Below are 21,522 nucleotides of genomic sequence, written 5' to 3' on the forward strand. Positions count from 1 at the left end.
TAAAACAATTAAACACATTAATAAAATTCTATAAAAACATAAAAATGGGGAATCAGAAAGGAAAACAACCTATGAATAAAATGAGAGTTGGTCGCGAGCTGCGCTCGCTAAACAACTTGATACGGCGCTATATTGAGTTTTCAGCACCCCGTAACGAAGTAGACACCGTAACCGGGAACAACGGTTGGATTATCGGTTTTATTGCAGAGCGCTCAATTCAACAGGATGTGTACCAAAAGGACATTGAAGATTACTTTACGATTACTCGCTCTACCGCATCCCGTGTGCTTAGCCTAATGGAACAAAAGGGACTGATTGAACGGCACCCCGTCGCACAGGATGCACGGCTTAAAAAAATAGTACTCACCCAAAAAGCAATGGATATTCGGCAGATGAGACTGGAAGACGCCAGGAAAATGGAAGCCACACTCGTACAGGGTTTTAACGACGACGAAATAGTTGCCCTGCTTTCTTACATTGAACGAATGAAAACCAACTTAACCAATACGCAGGAGGAGCATAATAACACATGATTAAGAAACTACTCTCTAGTGTGCGAGAGTACAAAAAAGACTCCATACTCGCACCAATTCTCGTAACCATTGAAGCAATTATTGAAATTTTAATTCCAACCATTATGGCTTTCTTAATTGATAATGGAATTAGTAAGAACGATATGCCCTATGTGTTTAAAATGGGGATGGTTCTGGTAATTGCCGCAGCCTTTTCCCTTTTCACCGGAATATGGGCAGGCCGCAGTGCGGCGGTTGCTTCCGCAGGTTTTGCTAGGAACCTTAGGCACGATATGTTCTACAATGTTCAAAATTTTTCATTCTCAAATATTGATAAATTTTCAACTGCCAGCATAATCACGCGCCTAACTACGGATGTAACCAACGTACAAAACGCTTACCAAATGCTGATGCGCCTTGGGGTTCGTTCACCCATGGTAATTGTATTCGCCCTTATTTTTTCTTTTCGAATTGACGCAAAGCTTTCTCTTATTTTTCTGGCAATTACGCCGGTGCTGGGTGTGGGCCTATACTTCATTATGTCTCGCGTTCACCCGATTTTCGTACGTGTTTTTAAAACCTACGATAAGCTCAACAGCATCGTACAGGAAAATCTGCATGGCATTCGCGTAGTAAAATCTTATATTCGTGAAGAGCACGAGGAGAAAAAATTCACGGATGTATCTCAAACTATTTTTAATGATTTTACAATTGCCGAAAAGCGCCTGTCTTTTATTATGCCACTTATGCAGTTCTGTCTTTACACAGGTATGCTCCTGCTTTCTTGGTTCGGTGCGCAGCAAATTGTTGCCAGCGGCAACAACCCTGCATTGGGGCTCTCCACCGGTGAGCTTGCCGGCCTAATTACCTATGCCATGCAGATTTTAATGAGCCTGATGATGCTCTCAATGGTATTTGTCATGATTATCATCTCTCGTGCATCCGCAGAGCGCATGGTAGAAATTTTAGACGAAGAAAGTGACCTTAGAAATCCGGAAAATCCGGTTTACTCTGTAAAAGACGGCTCTATCACCTTTGAAGATGTGATATTTTCTTACGCACGCCAAACCGACAAACCAGTATTGGATCATATCTCTTTTGAAATTCAGTCGGGCGAAACAGTGGGCATTATTGGCGGTACTGGTTCTTCCAAATCGAGCCTAGTGCAGCTGATTCCCCGTTTATACGACTCTGTAAGTGGTGCGGTAACCGTTGGCGGCGTCAACGTAAGGGACTACGATATTGAAACCCTGCGTAATGAAGTTGCAATGGTTCTGCAAAAGAACGTGCTGTTCTCCGGCACCATCAAAGATAACCTGCGCTGGGGCAATGAGAATGCAACCGACGAAGAATTGGTGCACGCATGCGAGCTTGCGCAAGCAGACAGCTTTATTCAGGAATTCCCGGATGGCTACGACACCCACATTGAACAGGGCGGCACAAACGTTTCCGGCGGCCAGCGCCAGCGCCTGTGTATTGCACGGGCACTGTTGAAAAAACCAAAAATTTTAATCTTAGACGACTCCACCAGCGCCGTGGATACCAAAACAGATAGCCTAATTCGTCAGGCCTTCCGCGAAAGCATTCCAGATACAACAAAGATTATTATCGCACAGCGCATTTCCTCCGTTCAGGATGCCGATAAAATTATTGTACTGGACGACGGCAGTATTAACGCAATTGGCACACACGATCATTTGCTTGAAACCTGCGCTATTTACCGCGAGGTTTATGAATCACAAAACAAAGGAGGGGTCCTGCATGAGTAACCCAACCACAACAGCAAACACAAAACAGCACCCGGCAGGGCGGCCGCCTATGCCGCGCTTTAAGCCCGGCACAATCAAACGCCTCCTCTCTTACATGGCAGAATACCGGGTACGGCTCATTATCGTCGGCATCTGTATCGTCATCAGCGCGGCTGCCTCCGCGGCTTCTGCTCTGTTTTTACAAATACTGGTTGACCGTTATATCATACCCTTGCTTGGGCAAACCAACCCGGAATTCAGCGGGTTGTTCCGAGCCATTTTAACCATGGCCTTCATTTTTCTGCTTGGTATTTGCTCCACCCTCTTCTACAATTGGGTGATGGTCATCGTAGAGCAGGGTACTCTTAAGAAAATTCGCGATTCCATGTTCACGCATATGCAAAGCTTACCCATTCGCTATTTTGACACACATCCGCATGGCGATATCATGAGCCGCTATACCAACGATACCGATACCCTGCGGCAAGCAATTTCACAAAGCTTCCCGCAAATGCTTTCTTCCATTATCTCCGTTACCGCGGCATTTGTTTCTATGCTGTACCTTAGCGTAGGCCTAACTGCCTTTGTTGCCCTATTTGCCTTCCTTTTGCTTAAGGTGATTAAATCGCTGGTGGGCAGAAGCGGTACATTTTTTGTGAAGCAGCAGCGAGCATTGGGCGATGTAAACGGTTATATTGAAGAAATGATCAACGGGCAAAAGGTGATTAAAGTATTCTGTCATGAAGACAAAATCAAAAGCGATTTTGATTTTAAAAATGATGATCTGCGCTACTGTGCAACGGAAGCAAATAAATACGGCAATATTACCATGCCGGTTGTAGGCGGCATGGGGTATATGCTTTATGTGCTTTTGGCTGTTATCGGTGGTGCGGCAGGAATCGCCGGGTTACCGAACCTGAGCTTGACCGGTATAAATGTATTAACTATTGGTACCATCATTTCTTTCTTAACGCTGTCCCGCAGTTTTATTAACCCCATTGGCCAAATTTCCATGCAGTTTAACATGGTGGTTATGGCTCTTGCCGGAGCTTCCCGCATTTTCGAATTAATGGATGAGGAAAGCGAGCAGGATGAGGGTATAGTCACTCTTGTAAATGCTTGTGAGGTGAACGGTGAGCTTACCGAGTGCACGGAACGAACCGAAATGTGGGCTTGGAAGTACCCTCGAAATGATGGCTGTGTTACCTACACACCTCTACATGGGGACATTCGCTTTCATGACGTGGATTTTGAGTATGAAGAGGGCAAGCCGGTACTGCATAACATTACGCTGTATGCCGAGCCGGGCCAGAAGGTTGCATTTGTTGGTGCAACGGGTGCCGGCAAAACCACCATTACAAATCTGATTAACCGTTTTTACGATATAGCAGACGGTAAAATCCGCTATGATGGCATCAATATCAATAAAATCAAGAAAGCCGATTTACGCCGCTCCCTTGGCATTGTTCTTCAGGATGTAAATCTATTCACCGGAACGGTAATGGATAATATTCGGTACGGCAAGCTTGACGCAACAGATGAAGAGTGTATTGCTGCGGCGAAGCTGGCGAATGCAGACGGCTTCATCCGGATGCTGCCAAAAGGCTACCATACCGTATTGGAAAGCGATGGCAGCGGGCTTTCCCAAGGGCAGCGTCAGCTTATCTCGATTGCGCGCGCCGCTGTGGCAGACCCGCCCGTTATGATTTTGGACGAAGCGACTTCATCCATTGATACACGTACCGAAGCCATTGTGCAAAAGGGTATGGACGCACTCATGAAAGGGCGTACTGTTTTTGTCATCGCCCATCGTCTTTCCACCGTTCAAAATGCCGATGTAATTATGGTTCTGGAGCACGGCCGCATCATAGAGCGCGGCAGCCACGACCAGCTCATTGAGGAAAAGGGCAAGTATTATCAGCTTTACACCGGAGCCTTTGAGTTGGAATAATTCTAGCTGACCTTGAGATTGTAACCTATCCAATGAAAGTGTAATAAAAAAGCAGATGCGGGTCTTTCAAAACGAAAGAAACCCGCATCTGCTTTTTTTACGCCGTAACTAAATGTAGCCTTGCCACACGTTTTTGTTTGTCTCGCCGATATTTACGCACACGCAGTACCGCATAAGTGCCAAACACTACTGTGTAAAGCACGACGGAAAACACGTAGCTTACTTGATAGAAAAGCTCCCCTCCGCAGCCTTCACTTAACAGTTCAATCGCAGACGGAACCATCAGGCCCATAATATAAATATATAATAGGGCAAACCAGGCATATGAGAGCCGTTGAATTTTCTTCCAAGTGCGAGCTTTCATTTTGCGTCGTACTGTACGGAACGAAGTAACCATCAGCAAAATCATAACAACAAATAAGGGTACCGTAAAAATAAGCGCTACAATATCTCGCAGTGAAAGCTCCTGCGGTGTATAAAAGACTGCGGGTACATAGTAAATTCCATATGCAATGGAGTGTGCCAAGGTAATTAGACTGCCAATAATGGCAAGCTCACCACGGATTTGCATCAACTGTTTTGTAACGTCGTGCTTTTTCTCAATTGCACCTAGGTACATCACAATCACGAATAAGGCGGTGGCAAACGCACCACGCCAAAAGGGCGCGATTAGATATGTATATGTCCATTCTGGAAATACCTGATATAGGTTCGCAATCCTGTAATAGAAAAGGAAAGCAACCATAGCAATTGAAATAGCATAAAATACCCCCGGGTGCTTTTTGATTGCGCCCCTGCATAAAATCGCAAATAAAAGCGCCTCTACCAAAGCGATTAAAAAAGTCACGTAAATATCTCCTTTCAATATGCGTACTCCACCGTACGCCCCTCAGCTAATTGTAAATTGCTCAATGTTAGTTTAAGCTAACTTAGTGACTATATCATACTATCTCAAATATTGTCAAGCGTTTCACACTAATTTTTAAACATAAAATTGTATGTTCTGCTTAAGAAATTTTTGAAAAAAAAAGGAGGGCCTTATGCCCTCCTCGTTACAATATCATATTTATTTATGCAGAAACCATCTTAATAGGTAGCCTGCACCGAGCAGAAAAAATGAGACTCCCAGTACTGTAATATATTTCTTCTTCCAAAACACCAAGTAGGCAATCCACTCTCGAATAAAGGCATTTAGCGCAAAATAAAGCTTGGTTCGGGATCCTCTACCATCACAAGAGATTCCCAAATGCTTGGCCAAAAGCAAAGCACGAAACACATGGTACCGGTTCGTTACCAGCAACAGATTCCCCACATCTCCTTGTGCATCCTGCTCGATACATTCGTAAGAAAACAATAAATTCTCTTTTGTATTGACAGACCGGTCTTCTACAATAATTGCCTCTTCCGGTACTCCGTTTTGCAGAGCAAATTGCTTCATTGCTTGTCCTTCTGCAATGGTCTCATCACTCCCTTGTCCCCCGGAAAAAACAATCTTGCTGCCTGGATTTTGCTGATATGCCTCAATCCCCTTTTGGATTCTCCCCCCAAGCAAAGGAGTTACCTCCGTGCCATTTCTCAGCCCACAGCCCAAAACAATAATATACCGGTACTTTTTGCGCCGATTACGAATTAAATTTAGAAAGCTGCTAATGGTATACAGCGCAAAAATGGATAACGTGAACAGAAAGACAAAGGAAACATAAGCGTAGAAAAAGCTATAAATACTGTTTGTACGAATATCGCTGAGCAAAGGCCACACAATCAAAAAAGAAATGTAAAATACACCAAATCCGAGTGAAAGCATATGCGAAACAGAAAAACCCTCTTTTCGTATCAGTTGAATCCCTGAAACAAACAGTGTGGTAAATAATACAAACGGGAACAGCATAATGCCAAAGACAACCAGAATTACTCCTACACTTAAAATAAAATTCGCCCAATAAGTATTTATCATAAGCAATAAAATCGCAATGAAAAAAAGAATTGGCAATACAGCAGCCAAAAACGTGATTCCCAGCTTAATGCTTCTTTTCTCATTGCGATACTGCCAAATAAACCAGCCTACACCCACTATTGCCGCTATTAAAAACGGCAACAAAATATACCATTGATACTCCATACAAATCTCCCTTAAACTAATAAATACGCTAAATAGCACAAAAAACGCGGCAGCCATCTTTGACCGCCGCGGATACAACCTTTGATTGAATCGAAACGCCAATGAACCTAATTTCTCTCTATTCCAGAAAATGACCCGAAAGCTCGCCATCTTTCTCATAAACAAAGATAGATGCGCGTGTTTTCTTTGCTTCGTATAAAGCATAATCCGCATTGAGGAAAAGTCGAACCGCATCCATATGAAGGGAATACGGGGCCAATCCAAAACTGGCCGTTAACTTTAAATCCGGTTGCCCGGGGAACAGCAGTGCATCGAGTTTGCACTGAATCTTATTGCAAGTATTTACGGCTTCCGCCATACTTACCTCACAAAACAGCAGGCAGAACTCATCGCCGCCATAGCGATACGGTGTAGAAAGTCCACAGTTCTCACGCAAAACCTCTGCAAAGCTAACCAATACGCGGTCACCAACATGGTGCCCCCAACAGTCATTGATTTGCTTAAAATGGTCAATATCTACCACCGCTAAGATATACCCTAAATCTTTACTGTTCTCTTCCATCTCTTTAAACGCATTATGAAGAGCCTTGCGGTTATAAATACCCGTCATATCATCGGTTCGCACACTTTCCCATAGCTGGTAGCGTTCCACCGAGTTTTGCATACTCACTTGATTGCGTTCCTTTTCAAAACGAATGGTTACCAAACACACAACCGAAAACGCCAAAAGAACAAAAATGGTTGTATAAAAATTACCTAATCGCGAGGAATCCTCAAAAACACTCGCTTTCTCGGGATCCCACTCAATACATAATTCCGAAAAAATGAAAGCAAGAATACCCGTAACTGCTGTAATTAACGTAACACGGTAACGCGCGTAAATAATGGTAAGCATGGTGGCACCCGCAAAGGTGTAGTACAATGCAGGATACGCAGAATGAACTGTGAACAAAATAAACGAAATCGCTACATAGGTAAGCGATACCATGTATATTTTCTTCGTTTGTGAGATTTTCTTCGACTTTACTACACAGCTCTCTATTGCTATACAAGCAAGGTTTGCTAGGCTCGGTACAATTGCATATTTAAAGAAATACTTCTGCTCGGAAATAGCAATCATATTGTAACGAAAGAGAAGTACCCCCGCCACACACTCGCATAATATCGCAAATAACACAATCGCAAATGAGATTTGGTAATGTAGAAAAAGCCAATCTCGATCTATCTTTGAGTATTCTTTTTTAATTTCTTCCATATTCAAACTATTTTGCTTCTCTTCCTGCTTTTGCTGCAGAAAACGTGTCTCCACTTTGTTCCCTCCCGGCCAAACCCCTTCATAATCAAACTACCATTTGACATTTTTATTCGGAGCCTGTACTGCGAATTGCCTTCGCTAGTCTTAGGTAAGACTCAAAGCCATGCTGTGCACTGTCTAGCAAAATGTATTCCCTATTGTATTGCAATCTAGTTAATATCTCATTCATATTATAGCCATTATTTTCCATTTTTTCAACTATAACGTTTATATTACCACCTATTTCATATAATATTCAACTTATATTTGTCTGCGTAGAAAACCACCAGTCATCCTCCCCAAAACCATGCCACCAGACCTGTTTATTTTGACCTTCGAATTGTGGCGAATTTTGCCTACACAATAACAATTCTAATCCTTAAAAATATTTTCATAATAGTGAAACTATTTAATCATTGCACTTTTTATTTCTAAAGTCAATCTTACATTTGAAGAAAAAAACACATTGAAGCTTTTTATAAAATTTAAAGAAAAGTTAAATAAAAATGGTCTAAATTCTTAACAAGCCAAAAAACCTGCCGCCAAAAAGCACACAGCTTTTGTGGCGGCTTTTTAGAAACATGTATGCCTGTTTAAATGGCCTTTAATTCTCCCGGCTCTATGCAAACCGGGCGGCCCTCTGCTAAAAACCAAACTGTAACTGCGCTGGGATTGAATAACTTTGTTTGCTCAGCGTTAAGCCTTATTCCTTTGATTGCCGTTACATATTCTTTTATTTCTATATTGGTTGCGTACCAAACCTCTGGGTGATTTCCCGCTTTACGGCAGAATTCTTCCATCACATACCAGTTGTTATCACGCGTAAATTCGTAGCTGTGCCCCCACAGGTAAAAGAGCAGCAGGCGTGAATCCAACGGGCGGCCGATAAAGTTCTCCCACAGGCCTCCAAGCCGATTATGGTGGCAGGTAGGGTTCCAGCGCATAAAATCACCCGGCACACGAAATTGCCCGGTTTCTTCCACGGTTCGTGAGTACTCCATTCCACAGCCTTTTAACAGAGAAATGACCTCGTCGTTATAATCGCCGAAGGGGTAACTCATACCAAGGATGATTTCGCCGGAGGCACGCTCAAGAATACGCCTATTCTCCATTACTTCTGTAAGTACTAGGGAGGGCGGAAGCTGCGTAAGGGATGGGTGTGAATGTGTATGAACGCTAATTTCATGACCACGGTACAAATTAAAAAATTCGCTTACCGGAAGATACTCTGCTTTGCTTTCAAACGCCGTATTTAAGTGAAAGGTAGCTCGTATCCCATTTTTGTTTAAAATCTCTACCAAGCGGAGATCCTCTACTCTTCCGTCGTCGTAACTCAGCGTAAGGCATTTGCTTTTACCACCCGGCCAAAGTGAAAACTTCAAATCCATAGTTATCCCCCTGTCTTTTTTGTTCTTTTGATACGTCTATCGCATTGAGTCGATTCCCAATACACGGTGAACCTCTTTTTGAATTTCAAAAATCCTTTTCTGCGTGAACTCTGGGTAATCGCGAAACCATTTCATATTCAGAGGAGAGGGGTGCGGTAAAATAAAGCACGGCTTTCTGTTCAAGGTTCTATTCTCAAACGCCAAGCTAGTTATTTTCTCATTCGGGAAGAAATGACTGGCGGCAATTCCGCCAATGATGATATAAATCTCATTTTGCACTAGCTTCATTTCACGATGCAGCCAATGCTTTGCGCAAATTGGCGGTGGTCGGCGGTCACCGCCGCCGGGAGATTTACCGGGGTAGCAATGCGCCATAGAAACGATATAAAAACAATCGGGATTATAAAACTCATCGTCAGAAATACGGTACCACTCCCCACGCAATCTTCTTCCACTGGCATCGTTAAAGGGTTTTCCCGTTTCATGCACGGTTCGAGATGGTGCCTGACTGATTTGCATAATTTTAGCGTTGTAGTTTCCCTGAATAATCGGGTGTGGTTCAAAGCCAAATGCTTCTCGGCACAAACGACACTGTTTTATTTGTTCCTGCAAAAGAGTTAGCTCCTGCTTTGTCTTATCATGATTCAAACACACTCTTGTTCCTCCTTTGCATGAATCCATTCTTACATAAGCATGTCCCATTCTTCTTTGGATTCTATTATCATAAATATTTTACACAATCTATTTTACTGCAAATAGAGAATGGATGGTAGCTAATTTTTAAATAAATTGTTTGTGTGAAAAAAGAAAAACCACCGTTTCGCTGGTGGTTTTTCTTCCATTATTCCCGCAGTTACTGGGATACGTTATTGCCAATGCCCTAGTCAAAATATTTTCTTTAGGGCTTAAAAGAGTGGAATGATGACCCGGCAATTTAGATTGCATATAAAATAAATTCGGTTGGGTATACCTGTGACCCGTAATACCGCAGGTAAAAACGGTATGTTGGGTCTGCTTCATAAATAATGCGCGGCAGCTTCCACATATCTTTATAATTGTGGTAAACGCTTAGTGCAAGCTTTGGGTGGTTTTTCTTTATTTTCTCCAAACAACCCATGAGTGCATCTTCTTCCCCACCCTCAATATCCATTTTAATAAACGTTACATCTTCTGCAATGTCATCATCTATTTTAACAATATCCACCGCCATTGAGCCACTCTCTGTTAAGTGATTTACAGAAGACAAATCATTGCCCGAAAGATACATTGACCCATTGCGATTGCTTGCTCCCTTATCCCGAATAATAACGTTATCCATGTGGAACAATTCAATATTTTTCTCAATGTATTCAATGTTTGCAGGAGCTATTTCGTAGCAATACATTCTCTTATAGCAGTTTGGTCCAAATGTTTTTTGGTAATAAACCAGCGTATCGCCAATAAAGCCACCAATGTCAACAAACACTTCGTCCTTGCTGCAAGAGATGATATCCAAATCGAAATATTGGTAGTACGTTTTGTCGTGAATTTGATCGACTTTTTCGGGGTTGCACATGAGCCAATAATACAGAATATTTACAAAAATTCGTTTGGAGCGGTTATCACTAAGGCTATTGTAAACCCATTCAAAATCCTGCCAATGCTCCGCTAATGAATTTGCTCTGTTTTCTGCCAGTTCATAGTCTCCTTGCTCGGGGTAGTACGTTCCCCATAGCTTCTGCTCATTAATAAAGTTGATGGTATTCTGGTAAAGCTGATAATTAGTATTTTTGAAATTCGCTAAGTTTTGCTTAATTGCCTCGGTTAATTCTTTTGCGTTTCTTTCTTTTACAAATTGCAGAAAGCTCGCAAATTCAGTATCTATTTGGTTTGGTAAGTTCTCGGAGGAAGCTACGCTGGTATCAAGATCATTCTCATCTGGTAATTGTGATTCATTGGTCATTCGCTATCATTCTCCTTAAAAAGTGTATTCTTAGTATCATATGTATTTACAAATTGAATGGTGTAGTTATCCTTTTTGAAAAAATCATTAAAAAAGGCTGCCCGAACTATTACGGGCAGTCTTTCATGATGTTTTATTCAGGTATTCTTCCAGGCAAATGCCCTGCTTGTGCATTACTTTTGCCGCATCCACCCCTACATAGCGGTAATGCCAAGGCTCATGGATGACACCGGTTATCTCCGTTTTATTGGCTGGGTACCGACGAATAAATCCATATTTATAACTGTTTTGATCCAGCCAGCGGTAAACCTCTTCCCCCTTTGAATGAATGCCGTCAGCATTAATGTCTACACTGAGGCCCAACTGGTGCTCGCTGGTATCGGGAAGAGCAACCCACGCTTCTGCTTTGGTTTGCGCCTCATGGTTGGAAAGACCCTGTTTTTTATACTCCTGTATTTTTTCTTTCATAATGCTTTGCTGCACCTGTTTGGTCCGGTACCCAGAGGCTACCACAGGGTAAATGTTTTCGCTTCTGGCAGCATCAAACATTTCTTGCAGGGATGGGTAAATACGTTTATCGACAGATTCTCCATTGGAAAGCTCTTCTAAATCCATTTTATAGTTATCGGGAATGGGATTCCACTTATTGACCAAAATTAAATACCATGCTGAGTCCCCGTCCCCACTGCTTGTAATGGTCATATTATATTTGTTGTGATTGCCTTGCATGGCAGAGATGGAGGCCTTTTGCTTTAGCTCTTTTATCAGCGGATTATTACCCGTTACCAGCCAGTAGAGCAAGGCGACAACGGCAATAATAAAACAAGCATAAAACAAAAATGAAATCCGCTTCATTCTTTTCTCTTTCACAAAACCCTCCTTTCTTTGTCCATAAAAAGAAAAACACCTGTTCTGTATGTATCATACCAAACGGGTGCTTTTTTTATTTTAATATTTCGTTGTTTCATTCCTAAGAAAATCCTAAGTTTTTATTAGATTCTCTTAGTTTTCTTAGGGCTTGATTTTAATTTCAAAAACACTGTTCAAAAATAAACAGTGCGAAGCAAGCAAAAAGAGTAGGAATACATTCCGTATTCCTAGCAGTTACAGCTTATTTTAACCAAAACAAACAATTTCTTTATTATTGAAAGCAGCCCTTAATCTGGCTGCGGAAGAGTAACCGTAAATTGAACCATATGATTTTCACTTTGCGCACTAATCGTACCGCCATGCAGGGTAACAATCTCTTTTGCGATTGCAAGCCCTAAGCCTGTCCCTCCGGTATTGGAAGTGCGGGCTTCATCCATGCGGTAAAATTTTTCAAATATAGAGGTCAGCTTTTCACGCGGAATGGTTTGTCCTTGGTTTTGAAAGGTAATGATAGTCTCATTTTTGAGCTGTTCTACTGAGATTAAAATATCGGTATTGGGGTAGCTGTATGCCCCTGCATTTTTTAGTATATTATTAAACACCCTTGCCAAATACCCGGGGTCACCATATATTGTAAAATTTTCGTCTGCCAAAATTGTTGTTGTATTCCCATTTTCAAAAAGGATGGGCGTAAGCTCATCTGTTATTTGCACCAGCATAAAATACAGGTCAATTTTCTCGTACTCAATTTGGATTTGCTGAAGATTGTACCGTGTAATCTCAAAAAACTCGTTAATCATTTGCTCCAAACGGTATGCTTTCTCTAGCGTAATATGAACGTATTTGGCTTTTTGCTCCGTGGGCATGTCCGGCGCTTCCTCTAACAAGCTCAAATAGCCAATAACGGAGGTAAGCGGTGTTTTAATATCGTGAGCCAAATACATAACCAGTTCGTTTTTTCGCTGTTCCGCAGTTTGAGCAGCAAGGGCACGCTTCTCTAATGTTTGCTTAACAGTGTTTAACTTTTTCTCAATGGCAGCCATTTCTGCCGGCAAATGGATGGTCGCATTCTCATCCAGCAACGCGTCGATTCCTTTGTTAATTGCATTGAAATAATGGGTAAACCATTCCAGAAAAAAGGCAAGAAAGATTAAAAACACTACCGTAATTGCCGCCAGCCATATTACATCCATATAATTGCGAAATACTTGTTGGTAGAATTCCCGCGCACGTTCGTCATCGACGCCAACCACATTGCGCAATATAGAAACAATCCAGTTACCGCCCTTACCCTTCCAAAATAGAAAGTAAAGAGCGTAAATAACACCAAAAGCGACAACGGCCATTCCCAGAAGACGAAAGCTCATCTTCAGTTTTAATTGCGTATAATCTGCCTTATACTTGCCCTTCAATTTTATACCCTACTCCCCATATTGTTTTAATGTATTTGGGATTCTCAACGGTATCGTTCATTTTCTCTCTTAAATGCCGAATATGAACGGTAATGGTATTGTTGCTTTTGTTGTAGTACTCGTCCTGCCAAATTTTATGAAACAACTCTTGTGCGCTTACCACATTGCCCTTTTGTTCCAATAGAATGCGTAAAATAGAAAATTCGGTGGGAGTAAGCGTAAGGGGACGCTCGTCTAAAAAACACTGGTGCGTTTTAATATCCATTACTAAGCCCGAATGAGTGATTACGCTTTCTTCCGCTTCCACCGCGTAGGATGGATTATACTTCTTATACCTGCGAAGCTGTGCCTTTACTCTGGCAACCAGCTCCAGCGGACGAAAGGGCTTTGTAATATAATCATCCGCTCCGAGGGTCAGGCCTGTGATTTTATCAATTTCCTCTTCTTTTGCTGTGAGCATCACAATCGGGTAAGTATATTTCTCACGGATTTTTCGGCACAACTCAAACCCGCTTATTTCTGGCATCATAACATCCAGTATTGCAAGGTCAAGCTCTGTTTTCTCAATACAAGCCAACGCATCCTGTGCCGAATAAAACTTAAAGATCTTGTAGCCTTCGTTGTTTAAAAATAGTTCCACTAAGTCCGCAATCTCATGCTCATCGTCTACAATGATTATTTTCTCCTGCAACGTATACACTCCTTCCTTTTTGACGTAATTGTACACCCAAAATGCTGTTGCTTTTCGTTTCTTTCAAGTATGAACTTATCTATTGCAAGTTAAAACACATAAAAACAAAACTTATAAATCTGTTTTCTACTAATTTATTATATACGAATGATAGAATAAAACCAATCTTTCCCATAGAAAGGGACAAAATACGTTGTTCTCACCTGCATTAATAGAGAAAAAACGGCAACCCTGTAAAAAAGCTGCCGTTTCTCTATAAAACTCTTGCTACACTCTTTTTAATTCAAATACCGTTGCCTCTAATTGTAAAATTAGTCTTTTATTATTGATAACTAAAAACAGCATGGGTATTCCAAGTTCATCGGGTGAGGCAGATACACTCACGTTTACCACGTGATCATTGTCATTCATGCTTGGCATATCTATTTTATCTACACGATAAAATGAGTCTTTATTGTAGTGTATTTCCTCTATTTGATAAGACGGATTCTTTAATTCAAATTGATATGGTTCATAGTTTTTTAACCCCTTTGAGGAAAAGAAATCTTTTTGTATTGTAATCTCATCACCAATGATCTTTTGCCCGTTTGGGTATTCCGAAGCGTCATTATAGGAATCCCCAAAACCCAACAGTTTTTCTACCTTCCAAGTTCCTAAGATGAACTGTTCGGTTTCGCTGTCTAACGCCTTTCTCCCGATAAAGGGCTCTGTCATATCCCATGGAGCACCGCTCTCCAGCTCGCTTTCTGCTCCTGTTAAAGCACTAGCGGAAGAACTGCCTGTGGAAGAGCTGTTTACTGCTTTTGAGCTCGATATTGCACCATAACTACACCCAGTCAAACCAATTAGTAAAACGGACAGAAACAAAGAGAGTGCCTTTTTCATACGAATAAACTCCTTCAAAACATGAATTAAAAAAGTAGTAAGTTCTCTTACTTAAAACTAGGATTGTTCAAAAGTAATCGGCTCGTGAAATGAATCATACTCTAACATAACAACATAGTCAATTCAATAAAAAATCTTTTGTATTTTGTTTCATTTATGCTCTATTTTAGCAGCATGAAAGAATGGTGACGGAAAGTGTATCGTCACCATTCCTTTTTAATATTTTAGCCCATAACCAACCGGGAAGAGTACCTTCTCCGTTCGAATGTCCTTTACATCTGCATAATAGGGCATTGGCAAGGTGCCTTGAAAGCGGCTTTTCCCGGTAAGAACGTTGGCTATACCATCGCCCTCGCTGCCGGGCAGGTAGCACATAACGATGCCATCCCATTGCTTCATAACATCGCTGATGATTACATTTCTGCCCGCTACGATACAGGCGACCGTTGGCTTCCCTACCTTTTGAGCAAGTTGAATTGCGTCGGAGTTCCCGCTCAGGGCGAGGTTTCTGGTGATGCTGATGACTGCGCTGTCCCCTTTCCACTCCGCATACGTCCGCTCACCCAAGCACAGCAAGGTTACATCGGCATCTGCGGCTTTCTTAGGGTCGGTAATAATCGTAAGCTGATATTCCCCTGCAAGCTCTTTAAAACCGTCCAGTATTGTTTTTCCCTCGGGTATCCATTTGCGATTGTTGAGGTTTGCATCCGAACCACCCAGCCAAGTGATCGTCCAGCCGCCGCACTGCACTCCAACATCATTGGCGGCAGGACCCGTTACAAATACCTTTGCCCCTTTTCGAATCGGCAATACGGAATTCTCATTCTTCAGCAGAACAAGGCTCTGCTCCACCAAGGTTCTGGCCAAATCGCGGTATTCGGTTGAACCCACACTGTTTTGCTTTGTGGTTACTTTCTCCATCATGGGGTCATCCAGAATTCCCATTTCATCCTTTACCGTTAAAATACGGGTCACCGCATCATTCACACGTTCCAGAGGAATCTTCTTCTCGTTGACGGCTTCTACAATATACCTCCGGCAATCTTCAAATCTAGAATCTTCCATTAGCATATCGATGCCGGCATTGATTGCAGTTATCGTCTGCTCTTTGAGGTTCGTACCGGGTATATTATGAATGGAATCCCAATCGCTCACAATAAAGCCCTGAAAACCCATTTCTTTTTTCAGGTAAGAGATATACTTTTCATTGGCGTGCATTTTGGTTCCGTTTACACTGCTGTGGCTAATCATAATGGATTTAACTCCGGCGTCTATTTCGGCTTGATACACCTTTAATAAGTCCTGAATTTCAGATTCCTTTAGCTGAGAATCTCCACGGTCAATTAGTCTTTTTTCGCCATCCAAGCTTTCCCCTGTTCCATACAGCACATTGCCGTCTGCAAAGAAATGCTTTGCACAAGGAAGAATTCCGCCATCGATTAACCCCTTTGAAAAGGAAGTTCCAAGCTTTGTGACTATGCTATTCTCGGAAGAATAGCTTTCATACGTGCGCCCCCATCTTGGGTCTTGCGCAGCAGAAAGGCAGGGGGAAAAGCTCCACAGCATACCGGTCAGCTTAGCTTCATCGGCTACTGCTAAACCCATTTTGTAAGTTAGCTCCTCATTATTTGCAGCACCAATCCCAATGTTGTGCGGGAAGATAACGGCGCCCTTGCAGGTATTTATACCGTGCACCGCATCGTTGCCATAAATGTATGGAATTTTCGCTTGTGAATTCAGCGCACTTCTCTGGTATTTAAGAATTAGATTCTTCCATTCTGCTGCATTGAGCGAATTGGTACCAAAGGTGGAAAGAATACTACCATAGTCGTGCTCTTTCATGCTATCCTCAGTTAAGTTGTACACCGCTCCCTGTACCATTTGGGCCGCCTTTTGGTCAAGGGTTAGCTGAGCAAGTAGCTTGCTTACCTTTTGATTCCCCATCGTATTGTCGTTTGAGTGATTTGCGCTAAAAATCGAACTGCCATTGCAGCCGGTTAGTACCAGTGCCAACGTGAAAAGCACACCAATTAGTCTTCGTTTCATATTCAACGCCCCTTATAAAGTAAGATTGAACTATGCCAATGACTACTTTAAAGCCGATAAAACTCACTGTGATAATTCTAATGCTAATGGCAATAAATTACAATTATACTTCTTACAAAGTTACGAGGGGATTTATTCTAAAATAAACAAAGCCCTGTATTTTAAAAAATACAGGGCTTTTCAATCATTCCATTTTTATGAGAGAAATGAAATTACAATTTACCAAACAGCCTTAAATCACATCCTCTACCCATGAAAATAAATAATCCACATTTTCCGCCGTTTTGATTACAGGATTTTGCAGGCGGGTAAAGTGACCGGGTAAATCACGTTCTTGTGCTGCCAAATGAAAGTGGCACGCCGCAATACCTACATCCGTACGTTGAATATCGATACCGAGCTTGCTCTCTTTCTCCGAGTGTGTTTTATAAAAATGGAAAGAATCATTGGTTTTTACAATGCGCCAAGGCTGCTTATTCACTGCAGATGGAGCTAAACGCATCATTTCCAGCGGAAAAGCATATTTGCCCGCCGCAGCCTGCGTTAACGGGTGCGCAAAGTCTTGTTCAAAGTATAAAGCGCTCCACTCCTGCCGTTGGTCAGACTTTGCCAGCCACCGCATCATCGATTCCATCATTCGTTTTTTCTCCTGCGGGTAACCAAAGGGAGAAATCGCGGGGAACAAATCGCCATTCTTAAGCTTCATGGCAGTGGCAAAGGCACTTCGGTCAAACGTACCGCCTAGCCAGCAGGTTCCAAGGCCTAGTGAGGTGATATATAGAAGCAGCTTTTCAAAAGAATAACCCAAGGCTTCTAAACCCAGTTCGCACGGAGCAACCGAAGCACCAATAAAGTGTGAAGCACCCTTAATTACGCCATAGGTGCCAAGCTTTTCGCCATCGGCAGTCACTTCCTTTTCCAGCAAATGAAAAGAAACCTCTACGGCAAAAGGATTTGACAGTTCCTGCATATAGCTTCTTATTTTTTCCATCACCTCAGCCGGAATAGGGCTCTCCTGATAGGAGCGGATACTATGGCGTGCTTTTACTGTTTCTTCCACAGGGAAATCCATTTTCATCATGCACCACTCTCCGATTATACCAATGTTTTGTACAGATGCGTTTCGCCTGGTTTTTCCATGTATTCTGCAAACTTTGCAATCGCTTCTTTAAAATGCTGGGAAGCACCATGCCTGCTGAGGGCGGCCTCATCTTCCCACTCTTCCAGCATCGTTAAAACCTGCGGATTCTTTACGTCTTGCAGCAATTCATACCGAATGCAGCCGGTATCATTTTCTCTGGTGGCATGCACCAATTGCGTAGCAAGTTCAATAAAAGCTTCCACTTTATCTGCTTTAATCGTATTTTGGGCAACAAGTTTTATCATTTGTTTCTCTTCCCTCTTTACCATTTTTCGTAATGCACACGGTCAGCTTGATAGCGGTCTACAAAGTGATTTTCTTGCCCATCTGGATAGCCTACTGAAATAAATGCAAAGGGGCGAATGTTTTTGGGAAGTGCAAACAAATTACGCACACTATCCATTACAGAATCTACTGTGGCTACACCAAGCCATACACCACCGAGACCCAAGTGTACTGCCTCGAGCAGCATGTTTTGTGCGGCGGCACCCAGATCTTGCTCCCAACCAGTAGGCACTTTCATTTTATCTTCATCTGCCAAAAGAACAAAGGTCACTGAAGAGCCAGCAACGGGCTTTGCATATGGTGAGATTTGTGCCAACTTTTCCAGCATCCCTTTTTCCTGAACGACTATAAATTCCCACACCTGTTGGTTGGCGGCAGACGGAGCCTGCATGGCTGCTCGCAGCAGCTTCTCAATTTTCTCCGGCTCAACTGGCTGATTTTTAAACTTACGAATACTTCTTCTATTAAAAATTTCTTCCATAACAAATAGCCTCCTATTAATTTTTAATTAGTCTTTAATTCATTTATAAAACTGCATTTGCTTATTGTTTGTACATACAAATATAATGTTAGAAAAACAATTTGTCAACCTTTTTTGCTGTTACTTGAAGTTAGAGCTATAAATTCGCTTATTAGTAACGAACTCACAGCCCTGGAATATATAAAATTCAGAATACTTCCCTCGTAATTTCTTCTACTACTTATAATCGGCTTCTCTCTTATTTCGAATCTTAATAATACCGTTCCTTTTGAAACCTCACAAATTACTTATTTATAAGTATTGATTGTGTTGATTGAGACGATACAAAGACAACTGGCTGCAAAACGATGGAATTTGCTCCCGCTCTATAATTTTTATAGTAGAATAAATTTATTTTGTACTGCCATAGCCATATCAATCGTTTTTTCCCCAACCATTTCATCAAACCGGATGATGGCGTAGGTACCGTCAAATTCTGTAATTACACCTTTCCCAAACTTGGAATGCGTAACGCTCCTACCCGCTTCTACATTGGTAAGCACGATTTTAGGAGGCTGCGCAGAAATATCCATTTTTCTAACTTCTGTGCGTTTATGAGGATTTTTAGCCTTGCTTTTTCGTGCGACTTCGTAGGTGACGGTTGGCTCTCGCTGCTCTAATAATTGTGAAAGTGTTAGAAGCTGAAACCTGCCCATTTCATACTCCACAAGCACAGAATAACCGCATTGTGCAACCACAGTACCTTTACCATTCTCTTTATGTACGTAGGTTTTGCCACATAATCTTTGCTGAAACAATGCCATAATATTGTCTGCATCTAACACTTCTACCGGCAAAGAATGTAAAACCTCCGTTGTAAAAGCAGATTCCACACCGCGACAGTGAAAAAGAGAAAGCTCATTTTTTGCGCGGGTCATGGCGACATAATATAAACGTCTTTCTTCTTCATACTGCTTTAACTCATCCTGAGACGAAAAATCTGGAACGGGATTTTTCGGGAGCGTACCATCAAATATGTCAAGCAAAAAAACTCGCTCATACTCCAAGCCCTTGCTCGAGTGTATGGTAGATAGAACGAGTTTGTTCGAGTTGCGGTTCTTGTGCGCTCTTATTATATCTTGCAGCTCTTGTAGCCTACGGAGCAAATCGCGCGGGCTAGGTTCCTTCTCACCAAGTATGCACAAAATAGCAAGCTTTCCTTCGTCCAGCTTATTTTCATTAACATAGTTCCGATAACCCGCTGTGTTCCAAATGAGTTGAATGGCTTTTGTTGCGCCACTTTCCACAATCATAGGCAGGACGGTTCGTAAATTGATTGCGCCTTCTTTGGCATAGCTATTCAGCTCTGGAAATTGAATTAACTCTTCAAGAATCGACTTTCCCGTTCTCCTGCTTTGTTCACAAGCATAGATCGCCGCTTTCTTTGACAAAGGGCTTCCAAATTTAAAGTAGATTCGCATAAAAGTATCAATATCGTGCGGGTCATACGAAAAGTGAATGATATCCCTTATATCCGCAACAATACGGTGCGAGAAAAAGGCTCCGTCAAACTGCCTGCAATTATAGGGAATTCCGTTTCGCTCAAGCACATCGATGAGTGGCAGAGCACTATCGTTATTCCGATAAAGAATCGCCGTTTCAGATTCACAATTTTCAGCCAGAGTAAAAAGGTATTGGTATTGCGTGACACGGTCTACAGCATCAATTACTTGTATGGGTACTCCACTGCCGCGCGTTGGCACGATGGACTTGTTATGGCGATAGCGATTTTTTGAGACAAATGCGTTTGCCACACTAACAATTTCGTTTGTAGAGCGATAGTTGTTCTCAAGCAACATGATTTTTGCGTTCGGGTAGTCGTTGCTAAAGTTCAGTAACGCATCTGGGTATGCAGCGCGAAAACCATATATACTTTGATCCTCGTCGCCAACCATAAATAGATTGCCGTGCCTATTTGCCAACAGCTGAATGATTTTATGCTGTATCTTTGAGGTATCCTGCGATTCATCTACACAAATATAACGATACTGGTCTTGAAAATACGCAAGAATACTTGGGTACCGTTCCAAAATCCGTAGTGCATAAATCATCTGGTCGTCGTAATCCATTTGTTTGTTCGAGCGAAGCTCCGTGCAGTATTGCTTATATATTTCGGGCATATGAGGGATGCCAAAATCAAAATTTTCTATCTCTTCCTCTGAGAGCATCATATTCTTAATGTAAGTAATAGAAGTGCGAATATCTTTTATAATGCTTTCGGTAGCATAATCGTTGTTCCTTGTTTGGTAAATCTGGCCAACCAATTGTGCTAAAACCACGTCTTCATCAAGTAATTGAAATGGTTGGCCTTTTCCGTTGTTCCGATTATAGTAATCTATTATTTTCGCTGAAAGGCCGTTAATTGTGCGGAACTCCATTGAGCGTTGGAAGCCTTCGCCAAATAGAGATCCGAATCGCTGGCGCATTTCGTTTGTGCTGGCTACTGTGTATGTAGTGGTCAAAATACGCTCGGGAGCAATACCAAGGCAGCAAACCATATAACCTAACCGTGTAATAAGCACAGTGGTTTTTCCACTCCCTGGAACGGCAAGAAGCAGTATTGCTCCGTCTACCGTCTGCACCGCCTCTTTTTGTTGTTTATTTAGGCGAGACAGAAATCTCTCCGAAAACTCTTCTTGTGTCATTTCATCGAATCTCCTTATATTGCTTGCTAATAATATCAAGCAAAATTTCACTGTGCTAATTGTTACGCTAAGC

At 42.0% G+C, this 21,522-nt stretch carries 18 protein-coding genes; 3 read left to right on the top strand and 15 right to left on the bottom strand.

All coding sequences use genetic code 11. The annotated features are described in order from the left end of the window. The first annotated feature begins 71 nt into the window (after nucleotides 1–71). From E7L17_RS01105 to E7L17_RS01115, 3 genes are read left to right on the top strand one after another with little or no spacing between them, the layout of a single operon-like run. Nucleotides 72–533 carry a MarR family winged helix-turn-helix transcriptional regulator gene (locus E7L17_RS01105; RefSeq protein ID WP_316321416.1) on the top strand — a complete coding sequence of 154 codons (462 nt, stop codon included), beginning with the start codon at nucleotides 72–74 and terminating at the stop codon, nucleotides 531–533. Next, nucleotides 530–2,281 carry an ABC transporter ATP-binding protein gene (locus E7L17_RS01110; RefSeq protein ID WP_316321417.1) on the top strand — a complete coding sequence of 584 codons (1,752 nt, stop codon included), beginning with the start codon at nucleotides 530–532 and terminating at the stop codon, nucleotides 2,279–2,281. Before E7L17_RS01105 ends, E7L17_RS01110 begins: the two co-directional genes overlap by 4 nt. Next, entirely contained in the window at nucleotides 2,274–4,211 is a 1,938-nt protein-coding gene (locus E7L17_RS01115) for an ABC transporter ATP-binding protein (RefSeq protein ID WP_316321418.1), read from the top strand. Before E7L17_RS01110 ends, E7L17_RS01115 begins: the two co-directional genes overlap by 8 nt. Nucleotides 4,212–4,308: 97 nt before the next feature. Here the strand turns inward: E7L17_RS01115 and E7L17_RS01120 are convergent, their stop codons facing one another. The 15 genes from E7L17_RS01120 to E7L17_RS01190 all read right to left on the bottom strand — a co-directional run bounded on the left by E7L17_RS01120 (nucleotide 4,309) and on the right by E7L17_RS01190 (nucleotide 21,449). Next, nucleotides 4,309–5,058: a ferric reductase-like transmembrane domain-containing protein gene (locus E7L17_RS01120; RefSeq protein ID WP_316321419.1), complete on the bottom strand. Its 750-nt coding sequence runs from the start codon at nucleotides 5,056–5,058 to the stop codon at nucleotides 4,309–4,311. A 219-nt stretch (nucleotides 5,059–5,277) separates the two neighbouring features. Beyond that, on the bottom strand, nucleotides 5,278–6,330 hold the full coding sequence (locus E7L17_RS01125) for an ElyC/SanA/YdcF family protein (RefSeq protein ID WP_316321420.1): 1,053 nt from the start codon (nucleotides 6,328–6,330) through the stop codon (nucleotides 5,278–5,280). Nucleotides 6,331–6,448: 118 nt separating this feature from the next. Continuing rightward, nucleotides 6,449–7,639, bottom strand: coding sequence for a GGDEF domain-containing protein (locus tag E7L17_RS01130; RefSeq protein WP_316321421.1), 1,191 nt, complete (start codon nucleotides 7,637–7,639; stop codon nucleotides 6,449–6,451). Between the two features lie 578 nt (nucleotides 7,640–8,217). After that, complete coding sequence (locus E7L17_RS01135; RefSeq protein WP_316321422.1) at nucleotides 8,218–9,012, bottom strand: polysaccharide deacetylase family protein; 795 nt, start codon at nucleotides 9,010–9,012, stop codon at nucleotides 8,218–8,220. A gap of 36 nt (nucleotides 9,013–9,048) precedes the next feature. Continuing rightward, nucleotides 9,049–9,666: a uracil-DNA glycosylase family protein gene (locus E7L17_RS01140; RefSeq protein ID WP_316321423.1), complete on the bottom strand. Its 618-nt coding sequence runs from the start codon at nucleotides 9,664–9,666 to the stop codon at nucleotides 9,049–9,051. A 280-nt stretch (nucleotides 9,667–9,946) separates the two neighbouring features. Continuing rightward, entirely contained in the window at nucleotides 9,947–10,954 is a 1,008-nt protein-coding gene (locus E7L17_RS01145) for an FkbM family methyltransferase (protein WP_316321424.1), read from the bottom strand. A 123-nt stretch (nucleotides 10,955–11,077) separates the two neighbouring features. After that, nucleotides 11,078–11,809 carry a M15 family metallopeptidase gene (locus tag E7L17_RS01150; protein ID WP_316321601.1) on the bottom strand — a complete coding sequence of 244 codons (732 nt, stop codon included), beginning with the start codon at nucleotides 11,807–11,809 and terminating at the stop codon, nucleotides 11,078–11,080. Between the two features lie 302 nt (nucleotides 11,810–12,111). Then, complete coding sequence (locus E7L17_RS01155) at nucleotides 12,112–13,191, bottom strand: HAMP domain-containing sensor histidine kinase (RefSeq protein WP_316321602.1); 1,080 nt, start codon at nucleotides 13,189–13,191, stop codon at nucleotides 12,112–12,114. 28 nt (nucleotides 13,192–13,219) lie between these two features. Further along, nucleotides 13,220–13,927 carry a VanR-ABDEGLN family response regulator transcription factor gene (gene vanR, locus E7L17_RS01160; RefSeq protein ID WP_316321425.1) on the bottom strand — a complete coding sequence of 236 codons (708 nt, stop codon included), beginning with the start codon at nucleotides 13,925–13,927 and terminating at the stop codon, nucleotides 13,220–13,222. Between the two features lie 267 nt (nucleotides 13,928–14,194). Next, nucleotides 14,195–14,812, bottom strand: coding sequence for a hypothetical protein (locus E7L17_RS01165; RefSeq protein ID WP_316321426.1), 618 nt, complete (start codon nucleotides 14,810–14,812; stop codon nucleotides 14,195–14,197). Between the two features lie 216 nt (nucleotides 14,813–15,028). After that, complete coding sequence (locus E7L17_RS01170; protein ID WP_316321427.1) at nucleotides 15,029–16,858, bottom strand: glycoside hydrolase family 3 protein; 1,830 nt, start codon at nucleotides 16,856–16,858, stop codon at nucleotides 15,029–15,031. A gap of 232 nt (nucleotides 16,859–17,090) precedes the next feature. After that, entirely contained in the window at nucleotides 17,091–17,939 is an 849-nt protein-coding gene (locus E7L17_RS01175; RefSeq protein WP_316321428.1) for a nitroreductase family protein, read from the bottom strand. A 14-nt stretch (nucleotides 17,940–17,953) separates the two neighbouring features. Next, entirely contained in the window at nucleotides 17,954–18,244 is a 291-nt protein-coding gene (locus tag E7L17_RS01180) for a putative quinol monooxygenase (protein ID WP_316321429.1), read from the bottom strand. A 17-nt stretch (nucleotides 18,245–18,261) separates the two neighbouring features. Continuing rightward, a complete protein-coding gene (locus E7L17_RS01185; RefSeq protein WP_316321430.1) occupies nucleotides 18,262–18,765 on the bottom strand; it encodes a nitroreductase family protein in 504 nt (167 codons plus the stop codon). Between the two features lie 374 nt (nucleotides 18,766–19,139). Beyond that, nucleotides 19,140–21,449: an ATP-dependent helicase gene (locus E7L17_RS01190; RefSeq protein ID WP_316321431.1), complete on the bottom strand. Its 2,310-nt coding sequence runs from the start codon at nucleotides 21,447–21,449 to the stop codon at nucleotides 19,140–19,142. Nucleotides 21,450–21,522: the final 73 nt, after the last annotated feature.

The organism is Clostridium sp. (assembly GCF_032576335.1).
Classification (GTDB): Bacteria; Bacillota; Clostridia; order Oscillospirales; family Acutalibacteraceae; genus Faecalispora.

Excerpts from the sequence above, each read along its gene's own strand:
- E7L17_RS01105 (WP_316321416.1), top strand. The coding sequence starts at position 72 with ATGAATAAAATGAGAGTTGGTCGCGAGCTGCGCTCGCTAAACAACTTG.
- E7L17_RS01110 (WP_316321417.1), top strand. The coding sequence starts at position 530 with ATGATTAAGAAACTACTCTCTAGTGTGCGAGAGTACAAAAAAGACTCC.
- E7L17_RS01115 (WP_316321418.1), top strand. The coding sequence starts at position 2,274 with ATGAGTAACCCAACCACAACAGCAAACACAAAACAGCACCCGGCAGGG.
- E7L17_RS01125 (WP_316321420.1), bottom strand. The coding sequence starts at position 6,330 with ATGGAGTATCAATGGTATATTTTGTTGCCGTTTTTAATAGCGGCAATA.
- E7L17_RS01135 (WP_316321422.1), bottom strand. The coding sequence starts at position 9,012 with ATGGATTTGAAGTTTTCACTTTGGCCGGGTGGTAAAAGCAAATGCCTT.
- E7L17_RS01145 (WP_316321424.1), bottom strand. The coding sequence starts at position 10,954 with ATGACCAATGAATCACAATTACCAGATGAGAATGATCTTGATACCAGC.
- E7L17_RS01150 (WP_316321601.1), bottom strand. The coding sequence starts at position 11,809 with ATGAAGCGGATTTCATTTTTGTTTTATGCTTGTTTTATTATTGCCGTT.
- E7L17_RS01155 (WP_316321602.1), bottom strand. The coding sequence starts at position 13,191 with ATGAGCTTTCGTCTTCTGGGAATGGCCGTTGTCGCTTTTGGTGTTATT.
- E7L17_RS01165 (WP_316321426.1), bottom strand. The coding sequence starts at position 14,812 with ATGAAAAAGGCACTCTCTTTGTTTCTGTCCGTTTTACTAATTGGTTTG.
- E7L17_RS01170 (WP_316321427.1), bottom strand. The coding sequence starts at position 16,858 with ATGAAACGAAGACTAATTGGTGTGCTTTTCACGTTGGCACTGGTACTA.
- E7L17_RS01175 (WP_316321428.1), bottom strand. The coding sequence starts at position 17,939 with ATGATGAAAATGGATTTCCCTGTGGAAGAAACAGTAAAAGCACGCCAT.
- E7L17_RS01180 (WP_316321429.1), bottom strand. The coding sequence starts at position 18,244 with ATGATAAAACTTGTTGCCCAAAATACGATTAAAGCAGATAAAGTGGAA.
- E7L17_RS01185 (WP_316321430.1), bottom strand. The coding sequence starts at position 18,765 with ATGGAAGAAATTTTTAATAGAAGAAGTATTCGTAAGTTTAAAAATCAG.
- E7L17_RS01190 (WP_316321431.1), bottom strand. The coding sequence starts at position 21,449 with ATGACACAAGAAGAGTTTTCGGAGAGATTTCTGTCTCGCCTAAATAAA.